The organism is Acinetobacter sp. YH12097 (genome assembly GCF_013419225.1).
Lineage (GTDB): Bacteria > Pseudomonadota > Gammaproteobacteria > Pseudomonadales > Moraxellaceae > Acinetobacter > Acinetobacter amyesii.
Genome location: NZ_VPAN01000008.1, coordinates 56,470 through 74,131 on the forward strand (window position 1 = coordinate 56,470; position 17,662 = coordinate 74,131).

A 17,662-nucleotide genomic window follows, 5' to 3' on the forward strand; every position below is an offset into this window, starting at 1 on the left:
AATTACCTATATCTTAACTGATTCCGAGCTTATCCCATACTTTTTGCAAGCGGGATGGAGAAATTGGCATCTTGGTCTTCATTGGTTGAGAGAAAATAGAGATGCGTAACTCCTCAACCATGAAATACAATTCTTTAAGGCGAGTGTCATTTTTAAACTTAAATAATTTTTCCATCCATGGGTCAACTTGATCAATGGCAGAATTGTCCCTTTGTAGGTTATTTGGCAAGCGGTCTAAACGCAAGACTAATGCCTTCAAATATCTTGGAAATTCGAGCCACACATCGGAAGTTTTGCCATAAACAAAATCTGAAAGTTGCATCAAATCGAGCTGATCTTCAATGTCATCAATATTCTTTCCAAACACAGAATCATCTAAAACCAACAATTTCCGACGTATATCCTGCCATTGAATATAGGTTTCAGTTAAAACGGCTAACGCTTGTTGCCCATGGGTTAAGAAAGATTTTTTTACATTTAAAATCAGGTTTTGGTACTCCTGCACATTGACAGGTAGCTCATTTATTGCCAGCTGAAGTGTGGCATAAACTAACATTTGCTCCAGTTTTGCTTTGTCACCTAGCGGTGAATAAGCCAATGCCAAGGGTTTAGAAATCTGTTTTTTCAACTGACGAACTAAGTCCCCCAGCTGCATATGAACCAAACGAATGATCCCTTCGCGGTGTTGTTTGACTGCTTCAAATTGGTCATTGAAGGTCTGAATCACCACGCCAGATTCGTCTTTGGCATCCAACTCTGCAAAGCCTTTGACTGGAACAAGCGCTTGATATTGTTTCACCACCACACCCGTGACTTTTTGTGATGCTTCGAACACAAAATTATCAGGGAAGGTTTTAAACTCACCTTTTAATTGTTTGACTGGGCTATGAGTTTCAGTACGACAGCGTGCTTTGAGTTCATCTAGGTCACGACCTTGCTCAATCACACGGCCTTTTTCATCAATGACTTTGATTAATGGCAGCAGATATTGCTCAACACGTTCCCAAGAAAAGTCTTTGTCTGTGATTTGCTCACCACGCAGTTGGAACGCCAAGAAACTAAAAATATGCTCGCGCAAATGCACGGCATCGACACGATCCATCAATTTACGAGCCGTATCAGGTATTGGCACCAAGTGACGGCGTTTATCCTTAGGCAGGGCTTTAAGCAAGGCTTCAATCAGGTCTTGTCGCCAACCGGGTATGCCCCATGACCAAATATTTTCATCCACTTGCGGCAAAGCTTGAACTGGAATTTTGACCGTTGCACCATCTTCATCATGACTTGGGTCAAAACGATAACTTGCAGCCAAACGCAGTTCACCATTTCGTAGGTAGTCTGGAAATTGCTGGGTCGTTGGACGGTCATTCATCCAAAGCGCATCATCATCGATAAATAAATGCCGTGGATTTTTCGGTTCTACAGTTGCACGCCAGTCTTCAAAACTACGACGACTTGCCACCTCTTCAGGCACTTTTGCAGCATAAAATTGGTAGATGGTTTCTTCATCCACCACCAAATCACGACGACGCAGTTTATCTTCAACACGCTCAACTTCTTCGAGTTTTAATAAATTGTGTTTTAAGAACGGCGGCGTAATACCCAAATGTCCCGTCGTCAACGCATCGCGTAGGAAAATTTCATGCGCCGCCGGATGATCCACTTTTTCATAATTAATCTGACGACGTGGCTCAATAATCAAACCAAATAAAGAAATTTGATCATAAGCATTCACCACACCAGCTTTTTTCGACCAATGCGGCTCAAAATAATGATGCTTCAATAAATCGCCTGCAGCCAATAAAATCCATTCAGGTTCAATTTTCGCCAATGTACGAAGATATACCTGAGAGGTTTCCACCATCTCAAAAGCCATGACCCAAGGTGTATTAGTTTTATGCAAGGTTGATGCAGGGAAAATACGTGCCTTTTGCTGACGCACTGCCATGAACACATTACGTTCATCGGTTTTGTTGGCAATAAATGAAAGCAACCCTGTTAAAAGCGCACGGTGCAAATTTTCGTAATTGGCCTTCTTTTCATTAAAAGAGAGTTTCAAGCCCTGAGCTAAATCCACCAATTGCTCATGGGTTTTTTTCCACTCACGAAGACGTAACCAACTGAGGAAATGATTGCGCGCAAAGGTTCGACGCTTATTTTCACTCATGTCACGGTTAGCAACCAAAGCTTCCCATAATTTGATATAGAACAAGAAATCCGAGTCAGCTTCACGGAACAAAGCATGTTTCTGATCGGCCTGCATTTGTTTATCCGCAGGACGTTCACGTGGATCTTGTACCGCTAAAGCAGCGACAATAATCAAGACTTCATTTAATACGCCAAAATGCGCTCCACCCAAAATCATCCGTGCAAGACGTGGGTCGATCGGCATTTTCGCCATTTGCTGACCAATTTTGGTTAAACCACCACCCTTCGCCGGAGGAAGTCCCCCTTTTGTAAAGGGGGATTTAGGGGGATTACTTTCAATAGAATCTCCCCCAACCCCTCTTTGCGAAAGAGGGGCTTTCCCTTTCTCAACCATCGCCCCAAGCTCAATCAAAAGCTTACGACCATCATTCACCAAACGATGATCTGGCGGCTCAATAAAATCGAAATCTTCTAATTCACCAAAGCCCAAACTTTGCATTTGCAAAATAACCGAGGCCAAGTTGGTTCGTTTAATCTCCGGTTCGGTAAATTCAGGACGACTCATAAAGTCTTCTTCTGAATACAGTCGAATACACACACCCGGTGCAATACGACCACAACGACCTTTACGCTGATTTGCTGCCGCCTGTGATACAGCCTCAATTGGTAGACGCTGTACACGTGAGCGATAGTTATAACGGGATATCCGTGCAAAGCCACTATCAATTACATAGCGAATATTTGGCACAGTTAAGGCAGTTTCTGCCACGTTGGTGGCAATAATAATCCGTCGCCCACCGCCTGATGGATTAAAGATCTTTTGCTGTTCTGACAAAGCTAATCGAGCATAGAGAGGCAAAACTTCGGTATGTCGTGGCCCAAACTTTTGCAGTGTTTCCTGTAACTCACGAATTTCCTGTTCAGTGCTGGCAAAAATCAAAATGTCGGCATGTTCAGGATGACCTTTTTCCTGTGCATCTTGAAAACATTCTTCTACTGCCGAAACAACGGCACGCGGTAGATTTTCTTCAAAATCATCAAACTCATCGTCATCACTGCCAACAATACTCAGCTCTGAAATCGGACGATAACGGAGTTCTACCGGAAAGCTTCGACCTTCGACTTCAAAAATAGGTGCCCCATTAAAGTAATTCGAGAATCGATTTACGTCTAAAGTTGCTGAAGTAATAATGACTTTGAGATCTTTACGACGAGGCAAGAGCTGTTTGAGATAGCCCATGATGAAGTCGATATTCAGCGAACGTTCATGCGCTTCATCGATAATAATCGTGTCATATTTATTTAAGAATCGGTCATTAGCCAGTTCAGCCAATAAAATACCATCGGTCATTAACCGAACGATGGAATCTTGTGAACCTTGTTCATTGAAACGAACTTTAAAGGAGATCGACTCCCCCAGCTTTTCGCCCACTTCTTCTGCAATACGTTGCGAAACACTACGCGCTGCTAGTCGACGGGGTTGAGTATGACCAATCAAACCCGTTAAACCACGACCTGCAAGCATGGCAATTTGCGGTAACTGCGTGGTTTTACCCGAACCGGTTTCACCTGCCACAATAATCACTTGATGCTTTTGAATCGCGTCAATTAGTTTGTCCGCATACTGCGTAACAGGTAAGTCTTGATTTAATTTAATATTGGGAATGCGGGCAATCCGTTCGCGCACTTTCGCATTCGACTTTTCAAACAAATCTTGAAATTTTTCAGGATTGGCTTCTTTGCCTTTTTTCAGCCGACTTAAGCGATGGCGATCACGAACCATGACCAATTGATCGACATTTAACTGACTTGGCACAGATGCATTATCCTAATAATTAAAAATAGAACCGAATATTTTACGCTGTATGTAAAAATAGTGAAAGATGAATCTATTTTTTGCGTGCCTGAAACCAATAGGTAAAGCCGAACAGAATAAAATGATAAAAAACTAAAATTGCGGCCAATAACCAATAATTGCCACATGCTTCAATACTGCCATGTAATGGCTGATAAAATGACACTGTATAAAACATACTCAATGGCACAATTAAAAACATCAATAAAGTGAAAGTGATGATCAAGAAATGATGAACAGATTTTGCTAAGCACAAAAAAATTGAAAATAAAATGCAAATCAACGCAATAAAAATAAATAAAAGAGGTTCATCCGATGAAGAACCATTCATTTCAGCATAATAATTAATTTGATTCGGGCTAGCACCTTGAAATGAAAGCACATTCTTGATTCATCTAGTACAGAATAATAAAGCCACATGCTGACTAGAATAGGCAACTCAAGCCAATCCATTTGAAAGCTTTATACATTAGTTTCAGTGCCATAGAAAATGTAAACGAAACTAAAAACAATAAATATGCTCTGCCCGATCACCCATGCGAACATCCAACCATTATGACAATAAACAATACTGTCATAGATAATTTTTGAAATTGAAGCAGTTTCTATCATTAAAATGATGATGAATTGAAAAATCGCATATAGCCATAATATAACCACATACCAAGCACGTCTAAATGATAGCAACAGTGGGAAAAAAAGAAGATTCCAACGATTCCCATGGTACTCAATAGCGTAGGATCATCTGATGAAGTTCCTAATAGTTCATTAAAATAGGTCGCTTTTTGAGGTTGCAAGTATTTATAGATACATAAATTTGTACCTGTGTCTTCAACTTTAAGAATACATAGTGATGCAAGTGCAAGACTGAGAATGGCAATGATACGAAAAAATTGACTAAGCACCTGATCAAATCTGGAGTCATTTTATGTTCATGCCATCTTATATGAACAAATTCTATAATTTGAAATATTTTTTATAACTTTTTTAGAGATCACCCTTGAAATCTTATGCCACAAGCATCATGTTGGTTACAGACTTTGAAAAGATGATTTTGTCATTTTACTTTCAACTTTATATGGCATTGATATGACTTATATCGAATGAAATAATGATAAATAATCGTTATTGCTGAAATAGTTCTGGAGTGTACTAATTCGGATTTTCCGATATTAGTTATGTAAAAATACTATTTCAGCAATAAGAAAAATTTCTGTACCCTATTGGAAATCAAAAACAAACCTCAATCATGGAGACAATGATGAGCTTAATTAATACTGAAGTTAAACCGTTTAAAGCACAAGCATTCCAAAATGGTCAATTCATCGAAGTAACTGAAGCTGATCTTAAAGGTAAATGGTCTGTTGTATTCTTCTACCCAGCTGACTTCACTTTCGTTTGCCCAACTGAACTTGGTGACCTTGCTGACAACTATGCAGAATTCCAAAAACTAGGTGTTGAAATCTACTCAGTTTCTACTGACACTCATTTCACTCACAAAGCTTGGCACGATTCTTCAGAAGAAATCAAAAAAATCCAATACGTAATGGTTGGTGATGCGAACTGGACTCTTGCTAAAAACTTTGACGTATTAATCGAAGCTGACGGTCTTGCTGATCGTGGTACTTTCGTTATCGATCCAGAAGGTAAAATCCAAATCGTTGAAATCAACGCTGGTGGTATCGGTCGTGATGCTCAAGAACTTCTTCGTAAAGTTAAAGCAGCTCAATACGTACACGCTCACCCAGGCGAAGTTTGCCCAGCTAAATGGAAAGAAGGCGATGCAACTCTTGCTCCTTCAATCGACCTAGTTGGTAAAATCTAATCTGTATTAGATTGAACTGATTCAAAAACCACGCTTTTAGCGTGGTTTTTTTGTGCCTATTATTGGAGAGTATGTACCTCTATATACCCTACGCAGTTCACACTTTATTCATACAACTTTAACGTACTAGCACTATCCACATATCTGTAGATATTCATCAAGTTAGAACTTACACAAATATAATAAAAATGCGCCGCAAACTTGATTGTCTAGGCTTACATCTTTGCCGGTATTTCAGTATTTTTAACATGAATTTTAGGTCAATTGCTTATTTCAGGAAGATGTAAGCCCATGAAAAAATATTTCGTCTCGATCAGTTTAATTTTATGTTCGTTTACGACTTTTGCTGCCGTGAACTGCGAAGGTGAAATTAAAAACCAAAGTATTCGTGAGGATATTAAAGTCAAAAAAAATTGTCAGCTTAAAGGTTTAATTCTTCATGGCAATGTGATTTTAGAAAATGGCGCCAGTGTTGAACTGCATGACAACCACATCAAAGGCAATATTGAATCGAATAAAAATTTTACCAAGATCATTGCCAATCATAACAATATCAATGGCAATGTCGATTTTACGACTGGGAAAAACATCCAACTCCTCAATAACCAAATTTCAGGCGACCTGAAATTAAAGAAAAATAACGGCAATATTTTGCTAAATAATAATGAAATCGCAGGTAATTTGATTTGTCTTGAAAATGCTTTTTCAATTAATGGCAGTAACAACCAAGTCAAAGGCAATAAATCTGAACAATGCCGTAGTTTTTAACTCCCCCGACACCAACAAGTGAGAATGACGCTTATGGCATTTCTCTGAACTGGCATTATTTTTATCAAATTAGTTGATAAAGAAATGAAAAAAATGTGAGATAAAACATTATTTTTTAACAATTCTGCAATACTCCATGCCCTGAATTTGTCTTAATTTCAAAAGAGATAAACCTTTAACTGCAGTATGACTATAACAACGCAATAAGGGGGTGGCTTATGACAACAACTGTGGTAACTTCTTGGAAATACAGTTCTTCTTCACGTTACTTAAAAATATTTTATGCGAATGGCTCTGGGGATCTCTTTTATCCAGTTTCACCTTTTATTTATGATAATTTACTTCGATGTAGTGATAAAACGGCATTTGTCCACAAATATTTAGAATATGATCTACATTTTTCACGCGTAAGCTTACAGGGTTAAACCGCTACAAGCTCAGCGCTATAGCAACAGTATTTTTATTAATTAAAAAATATTTTCGATGAAATCAGGGCTGAATGCCCTGATTTTTAGTTGCGCCAAGTCACCATAAAAAGCCCTGCACCCACATTTAATGTTGTACTGATAAAACGATCATCCGCTTCAACACATTGGATAAATTCAGCGACCTCACTGGCATGTGACAGCACATTGTCCACGATTAACACGCCACTTTGAGCTTGTATTAATTCAGCTAAATATGGCCAATACGCGATATACGAATCACGTTCTGCATCTAATAAAATGAAGTCATAACGACGATTTGAATGCTGTAAAAAATGCAGTGCATCGCCATGATGAAATTCGATGTATTCGGATAAAGCTAAATTTTCCGCATGCTGTTTAGCTTTCTCAATGCGCGCTGCATCAATTTCAATGGTTTCGACCCGCCCTTGTGTAGACTGCGCAGCATCTGCTAACCACAGCGTGGAATAGCCTGTAGATGTTCCAATTTCCAAGATCTGTTTGGCTTGTTTTAAGCGAATTTGCATAGCTAAAAATAGTGCAGACTCAGGCTCAATATTTCGGTAACGCGCAAGTCGGTGATTTTGCGCAGCATCGTGAGCACTAAAGTCTGCATAGAGTTGTTGCATATAGTTTTTAAAATTTGCATCCATGCTCATGATTCTGTCCTTTTGTTATTTCTTTCATATTTAAAGATTAAAGTACTAAATGTCTGCTCAGTGGGTTTCTTGGATCAGTTTAAAACGTGGAATTACTTCACCATCAATTTCAACGGTTTCCATAAACATCTCTAAGGGTCTGACCCACATTGAATAGTCGTCATACAAGCACTGATAGACCACAACTTTTTCACGCGTTTCACTATGTGTTGCAACATGAAAGATTTGATACAACTGACCTTTATAATGCTGATAAATTCCCTGTTTAACCTGCATGCCATTTCCCTAAAAAGTTCTCAATACAATAGCGTTGACTCTAGCATTGTCTTGCTTAAAGCGCGATGAATTCGTTTATTTTTCCACTATTTAACTTGTATTTCTCGATAGTGGCCCAATATTGACTGCATTCACATCGGTATATTCTTATGATTTAGAAAGAAATTTAATCATTTGATTTGTAAAACCGATTAATTTTATAAAAACAAACCGTTTCACCTATTTAATGGTTTGTTCTATCATTCTCTCATCAAATAAATTTACTCCTCTGGAGACGTTAGCAATGTTAGATCAAAATACTTCTGCTCAATTAAAAACCTTACTTGAACGCCTTGAAGGCCCGATTGAAATCGTCGCGACTTTAAACGGCACGGACAAATCAGACAAAATTAAAGAATTGGTAACTGAAGTTGCTGCTTTATCTGATTTAGTGACTGCACGTTTTGACGGTAACAACAGCCGCGCGCCAAGCTTTGGTATTGCAAAAGCAGGTGAAACTCCACGCGTATTCTTCGCAGGTTTGCCGATGGGCCACGAATTCACTTCTTTGATCTTGGCATTGTTACAAACCTCTGGTTATGCACCAAAAGTATCTGACGAAGTACTGAATACCATCAAAGGTCTAGGTCTTAAAACTGACTTTGATGTGTTTGTATCTTTAAGCTGCCATAACTGTCCTGACGTGGTTCAAGCACTTAACTTGATCGCAATTTACAACCCGGGTACAACTGCAACCATGATTGATGGTGCATTCTTCCAAGACGAAGTGGAAGAACGCAAAATCATGGCTGTACCAATGGTATTCCAAGACGGCAACCACATCGGTCAAGGTCGTATGACCTTGGAAGAAATCATTGCCAAATTGGATACTAACTCTGCAGCGAAAGATGCTGAAAAGTTAAATGCCAAAGATGCCTTTGATGTTCTTGTGATTGGTGGTGGTCCTGCAGGGAATACTTCTGCAATCTATGCTGCACGTAAGGGTATTAAAACCGGTATCGTGGCTGAACGCATGGGCGGTCAGGTGATGGATACCATGGACATTGAAAACTTCACGTCGATTCAAAAGACTCAAGGTCCTAAGTTTGCTGCTGAAATGGAAGCACATGTACGTGAATACGGTGTGGACATCATGAACTTGCAACGTGTATCTGACATCAAAGGTGCTGACCAAACAGCCAATGGCTTGGTTGAAGTGACTTTAGAGAATGGTGCAAAACTTGAATCTAAAACAGTGATTCTTTCAACAGGTGCACGTTGGAGAGAAATGAACGTTCCGGGCGAACAAGAATACCGTACTCGTGGTGTTGCATACTGCCCACACTGTGACGGTCCATTGTTCAAAGGCAAACGTGTTGCAGTGATCGGTGGTGGTAACTCTGGCGTTGAAGCAGCGATCGACCTTGCAGGTATTGTTGAACATGTAACGCTTGTTGAGTTTGATACCAAGCTTCGTGCTGACCAAGTGCTTCAAGACAAGTTAAACAGCTTGCCGAATACGACTGTGATCATGAATGCATTGTCTACAGAAGTGGTCGGTGATGGTTCACAAGTGACTGCACTGAACTACAAAGACCGTGCAACAGATGAAATCAAAACGATTGAATTGGCAGGTATCTTTGTACAAATCGGTTTGTTACCAAATACTGATTTCTTAAAAGAAACAGCGGTTGAACTTTCAAACCGTGGTGAGATCGTAATTAACGAGCGTAACGAAACCAATGTGAAAGGTGTATTTGCTGCAGGTGACTGTACAACAGTACCGTACAAACAAATCATCATTGCAACAGGTGAAGGCGCGAAAGCTTCATTGTCTGCTTTTGATTACATCATCCGTTCGGGTCAATAATTCAGTTTAAACAGAACAGCAAAAGCCAGTTTTCGAACTGGCTTTTTTTATGACTGAAAATTCATGTCTTGTTTCATTTATAAATTATTAATAAAACAAATATTTAACTCTCTGACGCTTTTCACTTACACAATAATGAGCAAAACAAACCGTTTAAAACTTGTACAGCAGCTTATTTGCACATTAAGATAAAACAATCATCACGGATTGATGGTTGACAATAACAACAAGAATGTTGGTCAAATTCGACTAAATGGAGAAACGCAATGCACTATCAATATCACTGTGCTTGTTGCAATAAAGTATTGGCTTCAAGCGATAAAGAATGTTCCGAATGTGGCTCGCATAATATCCGTAGCCCATATGGCTTTTGGATATTTTGCATACTCAGTTGTTTGGCTGTTGCCATTCTATTTAAGAGTGTTCAAGTGTATTTGCAACAGCACGATACTGAAGCGACAACCCAACTCAACATCTTTGAAGTACTCAAGCAGGATGGTAAAAATTAAGCTTTTTTACAACAGCCAAATATAGCCCTATGAACAGGCTGGCAATGCCTAAATATCATACAATCCGTATTTAAGCGCTATTATCCAGTTGCTTTAAAGTCATTCAAAGCGAGAAATTAAAATGATGAAAGCCTGAATGATTTCAGGCTTTTTTATGCGCTTGCATCGCCCTGCTTACTTATCTTCACGAGGAAAATTCTTTAAACTATGGCGATAGCAATGAGGTTCTAGATGATGGTGCAGTTAATCAAAAAAGGCGGTTTACGTGAACGCGCCAATCGTAGCCGATCATACAAAGGCTCTGAAAATACCGAAACTACCCTCAAGCCAAACCGTTATCGTGATCATGCTGAAACCACCGATACTGCACAAGATCCATCAAATACAGCACCGTCTAAAGACCAAGATCAAACCAATCCAGAGCAATAGAACTTGGACATAAAAAAAGCCAAGTTTTAATACTTGGCTTTCGCTTTGCTGACAGCAATATGTTTGCAGCTATTGAAGATTGAACATTCTAATTGCGTCGAACCACAGCCAAATCGCAAAAATTAAAAATAACGCCCCTGAAACCACATCAATATAACTACCCGAACGTTGGTAGAGTGCTTTAATTTTAGGCAAAGACATAATCATCATAAACAAACTAAACACAATAAAGGTTTGAATCGGAATGATGACAGCAAGCTGTGCTTTTAGGTTACTACTGGCTGATGAACTCAACGCCAGTGAGAACACACTACTAAAATAAATCAATGTTTTCGGATTGGCTAAATTTGTAAATAAACCTAATAAGAAATAATTTTCAGTTTTCTGCTGACTTAAGGCCTGCCCATCTTCTAAATTGGCTGTTTGATTTAAACTTTTAAGCCCGCCACTAAACATTGCCCAACCCATTTTCGCTAAGAAAAATCCACCAACAGCCATTAAAACTTGTTGTATCCATGGAAATTGCTCAACCAGAACCGTAAAGCCCAATAAGGTTAAAACGACCCACACCACAATCCCGACAGAGATCCCCGCAATAATTTTTAAGGTATTTGCACGCGTTGTTGATGCTGCACTTTTAGCAATTAATAATACATCTGGACCGGGACTCAACTGCGCAACAAAATGAAGCGCACAGATGGTGAATAACAGTGACATGCAAGCTGATTCATTTGAATTAAAACGTGAAGATTATATCGCCTGTTCAATTTTTTTGTTGGCAACACAAGGTTTATTTTTAGGCCGTATCAAAATTTACGCAAAAAAAAAGCCGAATACACATTCGGCCTTTCATACTGAGTTAATTATTTTTTATTGACATCTTTCAGTTCAATTTGTTTCGCATCTGGCGTCACTTCACGAGCTTCACCATCAATAACGGATGAATCACGACCTGATTGCTGATTTTGCATATCTTGCATTTGACGCATCATATCTGCAAATGGGTTCTGACCTTGAGCACCGCCCATGCCTCCCATATCGCCCATCATGCCACCCATCATTTTTTCCATCATGGCTTGCTGACGCTTCATCATTGTTTTCATCATGACTGCTTTCATGGCATTTTGTACAGGTGGAATCAAAATAAGTAATGCCATAATATCTGAGATTAGACCGGGTAACAGCAATAAGAAACCAGCCAAAATTTTTGGTAAATTTCCAGTTAAAGCTGGATCATTACTCATTTGACCTGCTTGCATTTGCTGCATTTGAGGCATCAGACCTGATGAATATTTACGGATAATATTCATCCCTATAAAGAAGGCCGCCACGAACCAGAAAAAGACATACCACATGCTGCCGACGAGGTCGCCCACACCGATCCAGACAAACACTTCCAGGATCAAGCCTGCTAAAATCAGAAGAAATAATTTCATGAAAATTAAACAAATCTCAGTAAATTAATTTAAGGTGTTGCGTTCAACTGCTCAATCACTATCAAGCTTTTTTGACACGCTTATGTAACAATATGGGCATATTTTTATTTTTAAAGGGCAAATAGGGCAAACATGTCATTAATTATCGGTATTGACCCTGGGTCGCGCTTAACTGGTTACGGCATCATCGAGAAGGATGGTTCTAAACTACGTTTTGTCGATGCTGGCACCATTCGTACCGAAACGACAGAAATGCCTGAACGCTTAAAACGTATCTTTGCTGGTATTGATCGTATCGTAAAGTTTCACGGGCCTACTGAAGCTGCGGTTGAACAAGTCTTTATGGCTCAAAACCCTGACTCGGCCTTAAAATTAGGTCAAGCACGTGGTGCTGCCATTGCCGCTTTAACCAATTTAGATTTACAAGTCGCTGAATATACTGCACGTCAAATTAAACAATCAGTAGTCGGCTATGGTGCTGCTGATAAAGAACAAGTCCAAATGATGGTTATGCGCATTCTGAACCTAAGTATCAAACCTCAGCAGGATGCAGCCGATGCTTTGGCTGCCGCAATTTGTCATGCGCATGCGTCTGGTAGTATGAGTAAAATGGCTGTACTGAATGCCTTAGGTGGTATGGCTCGTGGCCGAAGCCGTGTAAGCACTCGACGTCGATAAATAATCATCAAATCATATAGCGCAGTAATTCATTCTGTTTTCAAAAGCCCACTCAATCTAGTGATCAAATTTAGCGAATCATTTTAAAACCGCTATAGTCTAATTCATGCATTGGAATTTCTTGCTGATCGATTTTAGTCACGTCTGCTCGTAACGGCCCTACCAGACTGTGTTTCAGTATTTTATGAATGGCGTCTTCAGTTCCTATAATCAGCGCTTCAACTTCGCCCGTCGCTAGATTTTTCACATAGCCATTTAAACCGAGTGCAAGCGCTTGCTGCTCAAACCAACGACGGTAGCCAACACCCTGCACTTTACCTTGAATTCTCAATTTAACTGCATGCATTTTAGTCTTCAACACCTGAATGATTGACCACATGATAAACCGCTTGGGCCATATCCTGTGCTTGCAAACCACGCATCCCCGACTTCGCCAATACATCACCTGCTAAAGCATGCAGGCTTACGATTTCGTGCAGATGAATTTGCTGCTGAAATTGTGCTTTTAAACTTGCAATCATCCCCGCAAGCACATCTCCCATACCGCCTGTACCCATTCCCGCATTACCTGCGGTGCAAATCCAAAGCTGATCTTCAAGTATTAAGCTGCCTGCCCCTTTAAGCACCCATTGACCTTGAAATTTTTCTTTCAATTGTTGAATTGCTTGTACACGATCTGCTTCAACTTCAGCAATAGATAGACCCAATAATTTTGCAGCTTCACCCGGATGTGGCGTTGCATAGGTGCGTGCATTCAATTTTTCAGGTGTTTCTGCTAGAAACCACAAGGCATCGGCATCCAAAACAATTTCCAAGGTTGACTGCTGAATCAATGGAAACCATGACTGAAACTGCTGTTGTGCCCAATCGTCACGACCAAGCCCCATGCCAAAGCTAATCGCATCGACATGATCGATCAGTTGCTGAATCGCTTCTGTATTTAAAGCATTGATATCGCGTAGCATAATATTCGGTGCGCGCGCCAAAATAGCGGTGTGATGTCGTGCATCACAAACAACCGTGACCTTACCTGCACCTGCATGGAATGCAGCCTCAGCAGCCATAATCACCGCCCCACCCATTTCAGCATGTCCACCAACAACTAAAACATGTCCATAACTGCCTTTATGACCAAAAGCTTGACGTGCAGGTAAGGCTATTTTCTGCGGCGACAAATACGCAAGTGGCTCTAGTTCTGCATCAGTCGGTATACATGCCATCACCACAACTTCACCTGCATATTCCTTCGCTTGGCCTGTAAATAACCCTGCTTTTAGACCCAATGCCGTAAATGTATAATCGGCTTGAAATGCGATGGGTAAAGGCTGCCCTGTATTGGCATGTAATCCGCTTGGAATATCAATCGCAACTTTGAGTCCCATGCATGCATTCAATCGTTGAATAATGGCTTGCCATTCATTAGAAAGTTCACGATTGAGTCCAATACCAAATAATGCGTCGATGTAGACGTCATAATCACGCTGAAAATCAAAATGTGTATAGATCTTGAGCTTGTGATCTAATGCTTCCTGTACTGCACAATGTAAGTCCTTCGATGCTCCAATTTCAGCGGCATAGATATCGACTTGAAAGCCTGCTTGCTGTAGGTATTGCGCTGTAAGATAGCCATCACCTGCGTTGTTGCCCTGCCCACAACACACTGCAATATTTTTTAAATTTTGCTGCTTTAACATTGGAATGAGTTGCTGAGCAATCGACCATGCAACCTGCTGCATCAGGCCATAACTGCTATTGTGCTGAGCAAACCAACGCTGCTCCCAAGCTTGAATACTTTGGCTAAGATAAACAGGGCTATGGTAAACTTGCAGACGCATTGTTTTTCCTTGTTATGATTATGGCCGCTTCAACTCCTGCACAAAAAATTCCTGTCGATCAATATGATCCAGAAACCCTAAAAGCATGGATTAAAGCACAAGCCTTAAATTTAGGTTTTTCTGATTGTGTCATCGCAAAGCCAGATGCTCAAGAGGAACTCCCTCGTTTTAAAGAATATTTAGAACGTGGTTATCATGGCGATATGAAATTCCTAGAGGAAAACCTTGAAAAACGTGCCAATCCTGCACTTTTAGTCCCCGGCACCCGCAGTATCATTTGTGTCCGCATGGATTATTTGGTCGAAACCCCAAAACCACGTTATGTGCCTGATGAGCCGAATGCAGCCATCATTGCACGCTATGCACGTGGTCGTGACTACCACAAAGTCATGCGTGGTCGTTTAAAAACTTTGTCGAATATCATCCGTGAAAAAATCGGAGATTTTGAATCTAGACCCTTTGCCGACTCTGCACCAGTGTTTGAAAAATCCTTAGCTGAAAATGCAGGCATGGGCTGGACAGGCAAACACACCTTACTGATCCATAAAAAATCAGGCTCATTTTTTGTATTAGGTGAGCTGTTTACATCACTCGAATTACCTTTTGATTCGCCGGCAACCAAACATTGTGGTTCATGCACAGCCTGTATTGATATCTGTCCAACTCAGGCCATCGTTGAGCCCTATATGTTAGATGCACGTAAATGCATTGCCTACTTAACCATCGAATACAAAGGCATCATTCCTGAAGAATTACGTCGTGGCATCGGTAACCGTGTGTTTGGTTGTGATGACTGTCAGCTCATCTGTCCATGGAATAGTTTTGCGCATAAAACTCAAATTGAGGACTTTTATCCACGTCATGGTCTCGATCAAGTGAGTTTATTAGATCTTTGGCAATGGGATGAAGCCACCTTTTTAAGCTGTACTGAAGGAAGTCCTATCCGACGAACAGGCTATCAAAGCTTTATGCGAAATATCGCCATTGGCTTAGGCAATGCACCATACAGTTCAAATATTGTTCAATCATTAAAAAATTCTCGCGAAAAACATGACGCGATTGTGCAAGTTCATATTGATTGGGCAATTACAGAACAAAACTCAAAAATGCTTTAAGGGTTTTCATTCTATATTTTCCAGATTCTTACAAAGTTTTCATTTAAGCTAAAACTTAGTGACGCAATCAAAGAAATTAATTTTTCAGCTTAAAATAAACATTGCAGCGATTGTGCTGTCATTTAACACAACTTTGTAAGCATCTTAAATATCAAAAGTTCTTTAAAAAAGTCATTTCAATGCATTTTAGACAACTTTCAATGTTACAAAATAGTCTTGGAAGTCTGCAAATTTTACGTATGATGATCTGCATTAGGCAGAAAATATGGATCATTTATGAGCTACCGAAATGACTGGACACATCCAGAAATACAAGAGTTGTATCAACAACCATTGATGGATTTATTATTCCAAGCACAGACCATTCACCGTGAATATTTCCAAGCCAATCATATTCAAGTCAGCACCTTACTTTCGATTAAAACCGGTAAGTGCCCTGAAGACTGTAAATATTGCTCTCAGTCTGCACATTATGACTCTGGATTAGAAGCTGAAAAACGTCTGGCTGTGGAAAAAGTCATCAATGAAGCGAAAGCTGCGCTTGCCTCAGGTTCTTCGCGTTTTTGTATGGGCGCTGCATGGCGCAATCCACATGAACGGGACATGCCCTATGTGCTAGAAATGGTGCGTGAAGTCAAAGCGCTGGGACTTGAAACCTGTATGACCCTTGGCATGCTGAATCAGTCTCAAGCAGAGCGCCTACATGAGGCAGGCTTAGATTATTACAACCATAACCTCGATACCTCTCGTGAGTATTATCCCAATGTCATTAGCACACGTAGCTATGATGACCGTTTAACGACGCTGGACTATGTCCGCCAATCTGGAATGAAAATCTGTAGCGGCGGAATTGTGGGCTTAGGTGAAAGCCGTGATGACCGTATCGCCTTTTTGATGGAGTTGGCAACGCTGCCGATTCATCCTGAATCCGTGCCGATTAATCTCCTTGTCCCTATTCAAGGTACCCCACTTGCAGAGGTTGAGAAACTTGATGTGATCGAATGGATTCGCACCATTGCAGTCGCACGGATCATTATGCCAAAAAGCTATATTCGACTCTCTGCAGGTCGTGAATCCCTGAGTGATTCAGAACAAGCTTTGGCATTTATGGCAGGTGCAAATTCACTCTTTTCTGGTGAAAAACTACTGACCACGCCAAATGCAGGCGAAGGCAAAGATCAGCTTTTATTTAGCAAACTCGGTTTAGTGGCTGAACAGCCCAAACCAAATGCTGCACAGCTTTCAACTGATGCCATGCAAATGGCTTAAAATAAGCCCCGAAGTTCGGGGCTTAGTTCAATTGAATGATCAGTGATAGGTTTCAATGTGCAATGCAAGAGACGGTGCGAATTAATGAAATGGCTAAATCACCATGAGTAGGGAAAATATATCGTTTACTTAGCGAAGTTATGTGCTGTTATTAAAATGCCATAGCCTGCATTTAAATAATCCCCTTCACGGATGACGTCTTGACCATTAGCATGTTGAACCACCAATTGCTGCTGAATCGCATCATAATGAAAAGATTCAAAGCAATCTTGATGTTGTAATAACCATGCAATGGTATCTGCCATATTGGCATCGACGGTATAACGCTCGGCTTGAAAATCTTTACTCATATCTGCATAAAAACTGTGAATGTATTTCTATTTTAATGATTTCAATATTGACCGGCATTAAAAAAGTGAGCTTTCGCTCACTTTTTTTTCGGCTTAGACTCTGCATTACTTTGTCACACCGCACTTACGACATTCCTTGTGCGAACCGATTTCTTCCATTTGCTCGTATTCGTAAATATGCATGCAAAATAGTTTTCTGAATAATTGAAGCATGT

The 17,662-nt window shown here is 40.2% G+C and carries 17 protein-coding genes; 9 read left to right on the forward strand and 8 right to left on the reverse strand.

Translation table 11 applies throughout. The features are described 5' to 3' along the window. Positions 1-13: 13 nt before the first annotated feature. Entirely contained in the window at positions 14-3,931 is a 3,918-nt protein-coding gene (locus FTU37_RS05635; RefSeq protein ID WP_218954641.1) for a DUF3418 domain-containing protein, read from the reverse strand. Positions 3,932-5,264: 1,333 nt separating this feature from the next. Between FTU37_RS05635 and ahpC the strand changes: the two genes are divergently transcribed. The 3 genes from ahpC to FTU37_RS05650 all read left to right on the forward strand — a co-directional run bounded on the left by ahpC (position 5,265) and on the right by FTU37_RS05650 (position 7,021). After that, positions 5,265-5,828 carry an alkyl hydroperoxide reductase subunit C gene (ahpC, locus tag FTU37_RS05640; protein WP_078193727.1) on the forward strand — a complete coding sequence of 188 codons (564 nt, stop codon included), beginning with the start codon at positions 5,265-5,267 and terminating at the stop codon, positions 5,826-5,828. Between the two features lie 291 nt (positions 5,829-6,119). Beyond that, the gene (locus FTU37_RS05645; RefSeq protein ID WP_180123956.1) at positions 6,120-6,596 is read left to right on the forward strand and encodes a hypothetical protein; all 477 of its coding nucleotides are present in this window, start codon (positions 6,120-6,122) and stop codon (positions 6,594-6,596) included. A 218-nt stretch (positions 6,597-6,814) separates the two neighbouring features. After that, complete coding sequence (locus FTU37_RS05650; protein WP_078189026.1) at positions 6,815-7,021, forward strand: KTSC domain-containing protein; 207 nt, start codon at positions 6,815-6,817, stop codon at positions 7,019-7,021. An 86-nt stretch (positions 7,022-7,107) separates the two neighbouring features. Here FTU37_RS05650 and FTU37_RS05655 read toward each other — a convergent pair whose 3' ends face one another. Beyond that, positions 7,108-7,701 (reverse strand): O-methyltransferase, encoded by a 594-nt coding sequence (locus tag FTU37_RS05655; protein ID WP_180123957.1) that lies wholly within the window; start codon positions 7,699-7,701, stop codon positions 7,108-7,110. Between the two features lie 57 nt (positions 7,702-7,758). Then, positions 7,759-7,977 (reverse strand): DUF1653 domain-containing protein, encoded by a 219-nt coding sequence (locus tag FTU37_RS05660; RefSeq protein ID WP_180007360.1) that lies wholly within the window; start codon positions 7,975-7,977, stop codon positions 7,759-7,761. 283 nt (positions 7,978-8,260) lie between these two features. On the opposite strand from FTU37_RS05660, the gene ahpF reads away from it, so the two are divergent. The 3 genes from ahpF to FTU37_RS05675 all read left to right on the forward strand — a co-directional run bounded on the left by ahpF (position 8,261) and on the right by FTU37_RS05675 (position 10,764). Continuing rightward, entirely contained in the window at positions 8,261-9,826 is a 1,566-nt protein-coding gene (ahpF, locus tag FTU37_RS05665) for an alkyl hydroperoxide reductase subunit F (protein WP_180123958.1), read from the forward strand. A gap of 266 nt (positions 9,827-10,092) precedes the next feature. Continuing rightward, positions 10,093-10,335 (forward strand): hypothetical protein, encoded by a 243-nt coding sequence (locus FTU37_RS05670; protein WP_078192893.1) that lies wholly within the window; start codon positions 10,093-10,095, stop codon positions 10,333-10,335. Positions 10,336-10,569: 234 nt separating this feature from the next. Next, complete coding sequence (locus FTU37_RS05675; protein ID WP_180123975.1) at positions 10,570-10,764, forward strand: hypothetical protein; 195 nt, start codon at positions 10,570-10,572, stop codon at positions 10,762-10,764. A gap of 69 nt (positions 10,765-10,833) precedes the next feature. On the opposite strand, the gene FTU37_RS05680 is transcribed toward FTU37_RS05675, so the two are convergent. Further along, on the reverse strand, positions 10,834-11,481 hold the full coding sequence (locus FTU37_RS05680) for a LysE family transporter (RefSeq protein WP_180007363.1): 648 nt from the start codon (positions 11,479-11,481) through the stop codon (positions 10,834-10,836). A gap of 146 nt (positions 11,482-11,627) precedes the next feature. Then, on the reverse strand, positions 11,628-12,200 hold the full coding sequence (locus tag FTU37_RS05685; RefSeq protein ID WP_078192890.1) for an FxsA family protein: 573 nt from the start codon (positions 12,198-12,200) through the stop codon (positions 11,628-11,630). A 132-nt stretch (positions 12,201-12,332) separates the two neighbouring features. Between FTU37_RS05685 and ruvC the strand changes: the two genes are divergently transcribed. Further along, positions 12,333-12,878: a crossover junction endodeoxyribonuclease RuvC gene (gene ruvC / locus FTU37_RS05690; protein WP_078189034.1), complete on the forward strand. Its 546-nt coding sequence runs from the start codon at positions 12,333-12,335 to the stop codon at positions 12,876-12,878. Between the two features lie 70 nt (positions 12,879-12,948). On the opposite strand, the gene FTU37_RS05695 is transcribed toward ruvC, so the two are convergent. Beyond that, positions 12,949-13,224 (reverse strand): acylphosphatase, encoded by a 276-nt coding sequence (locus FTU37_RS05695; protein ID WP_168379658.1) that lies wholly within the window; start codon positions 13,222-13,224, stop codon positions 12,949-12,951. A 1-nt stretch (position 13,225) separates the two neighbouring features. Further along, positions 13,226-14,713, reverse strand: a complete 1,488-nt coding sequence (locus FTU37_RS05700; RefSeq protein WP_180123959.1) for an NAD(P)H-hydrate dehydratase — start codon at positions 14,711-14,713, stop codon at positions 13,226-13,228. 20 nt (positions 14,714-14,733) lie between these two features. On the opposite strand from FTU37_RS05700, the gene queG reads away from it, so the two are divergent. Both queG and bioB read left to right on the forward strand, forming a co-directional pair. Continuing rightward, complete coding sequence (queG, locus tag FTU37_RS05705; RefSeq protein ID WP_180123960.1) at positions 14,734-15,828, forward strand: tRNA epoxyqueuosine(34) reductase QueG; 1,095 nt, start codon at positions 14,734-14,736, stop codon at positions 15,826-15,828. A 276-nt stretch (positions 15,829-16,104) separates the two neighbouring features. Then, positions 16,105-17,097, forward strand: a complete 993-nt coding sequence (gene bioB, locus FTU37_RS05710) for a biotin synthase BioB (RefSeq protein ID WP_168379635.1) — start codon at positions 16,105-16,107, stop codon at positions 17,095-17,097. A 125-nt stretch (positions 17,098-17,222) separates the two neighbouring features. Here the strand turns inward: bioB and FTU37_RS05715 are convergent, their stop codons facing one another. Beyond that, positions 17,223-17,447: a hypothetical protein gene (locus FTU37_RS05715; RefSeq protein ID WP_168379636.1), complete on the reverse strand. Its 225-nt coding sequence runs from the start codon at positions 17,445-17,447 to the stop codon at positions 17,223-17,225. Positions 17,448-17,662: the final 215 nt, after the last annotated feature.

Excerpts from the sequence above, each read along its gene's own strand:
- FTU37_RS05715 (WP_168379636.1), bottom strand. The coding sequence starts at position 17,447 with ATGAGTAAAGATTTTCAAGCCGAGCGTTATACCGTCGATGCCAATATG.
- FTU37_RS05675 (WP_180123975.1), top strand. The coding sequence starts at position 10,570 with ATGGTGCAGTTAATCAAAAAAGGCGGTTTACGTGAACGCGCCAATCGT.
- FTU37_RS05655 (WP_180123957.1), bottom strand. The coding sequence starts at position 7,701 with ATGAGCATGGATGCAAATTTTAAAAACTATATGCAACAACTCTATGCA.
- ahpC (WP_078193727.1), top strand. The coding sequence starts at position 5,265 with ATGAGCTTAATTAATACTGAAGTTAAACCGTTTAAAGCACAAGCATTC.
- FTU37_RS05650 (WP_078189026.1), top strand. The coding sequence starts at position 6,815 with ATGACAACAACTGTGGTAACTTCTTGGAAATACAGTTCTTCTTCACGT.
- FTU37_RS05695 (WP_168379658.1), bottom strand. The coding sequence starts at position 13,224 with ATGCATGCAGTTAAATTGAGAATTCAAGGTAAAGTGCAGGGTGTTGGC.
- FTU37_RS05635 (WP_218954641.1), bottom strand. The coding sequence starts at position 3,931 with ATGGTTCGTGATCGCCATCGCTTAAGTCGGCTGAAAAAAGGCAAAGAA.
- FTU37_RS05660 (WP_180007360.1), bottom strand. The coding sequence starts at position 7,977 with ATGCAGGTTAAACAGGGAATTTATCAGCATTATAAAGGTCAGTTGTAT.
- FTU37_RS05700 (WP_180123959.1), bottom strand. The coding sequence starts at position 14,713 with ATGCGTCTGCAAGTTTACCATAGCCCTGTTTATCTTAGCCAAAGTATT.
- FTU37_RS05685 (WP_078192890.1), bottom strand. The coding sequence starts at position 12,200 with ATGAAATTATTTCTTCTGATTTTAGCAGGCTTGATCCTGGAAGTGTTT.
- FTU37_RS05680 (WP_180007363.1), bottom strand. The coding sequence starts at position 11,481 with ATGTCACTGTTATTCACCATCTGTGCGCTTCATTTTGTTGCGCAGTTG.
- FTU37_RS05670 (WP_078192893.1), top strand. The coding sequence starts at position 10,093 with ATGCACTATCAATATCACTGTGCTTGTTGCAATAAAGTATTGGCTTCA.
- ruvC (WP_078189034.1), top strand. The coding sequence starts at position 12,333 with ATGTCATTAATTATCGGTATTGACCCTGGGTCGCGCTTAACTGGTTAC.
- bioB (WP_168379635.1), top strand. The coding sequence starts at position 16,105 with ATGAGCTACCGAAATGACTGGACACATCCAGAAATACAAGAGTTGTAT.
- FTU37_RS05645 (WP_180123956.1), top strand. The coding sequence starts at position 6,120 with ATGAAAAAATATTTCGTCTCGATCAGTTTAATTTTATGTTCGTTTACG.
- queG (WP_180123960.1), top strand. The coding sequence starts at position 14,734 with ATGGCCGCTTCAACTCCTGCACAAAAAATTCCTGTCGATCAATATGAT.
- ahpF (WP_180123958.1), top strand. The coding sequence starts at position 8,261 with ATGTTAGATCAAAATACTTCTGCTCAATTAAAAACCTTACTTGAACGC.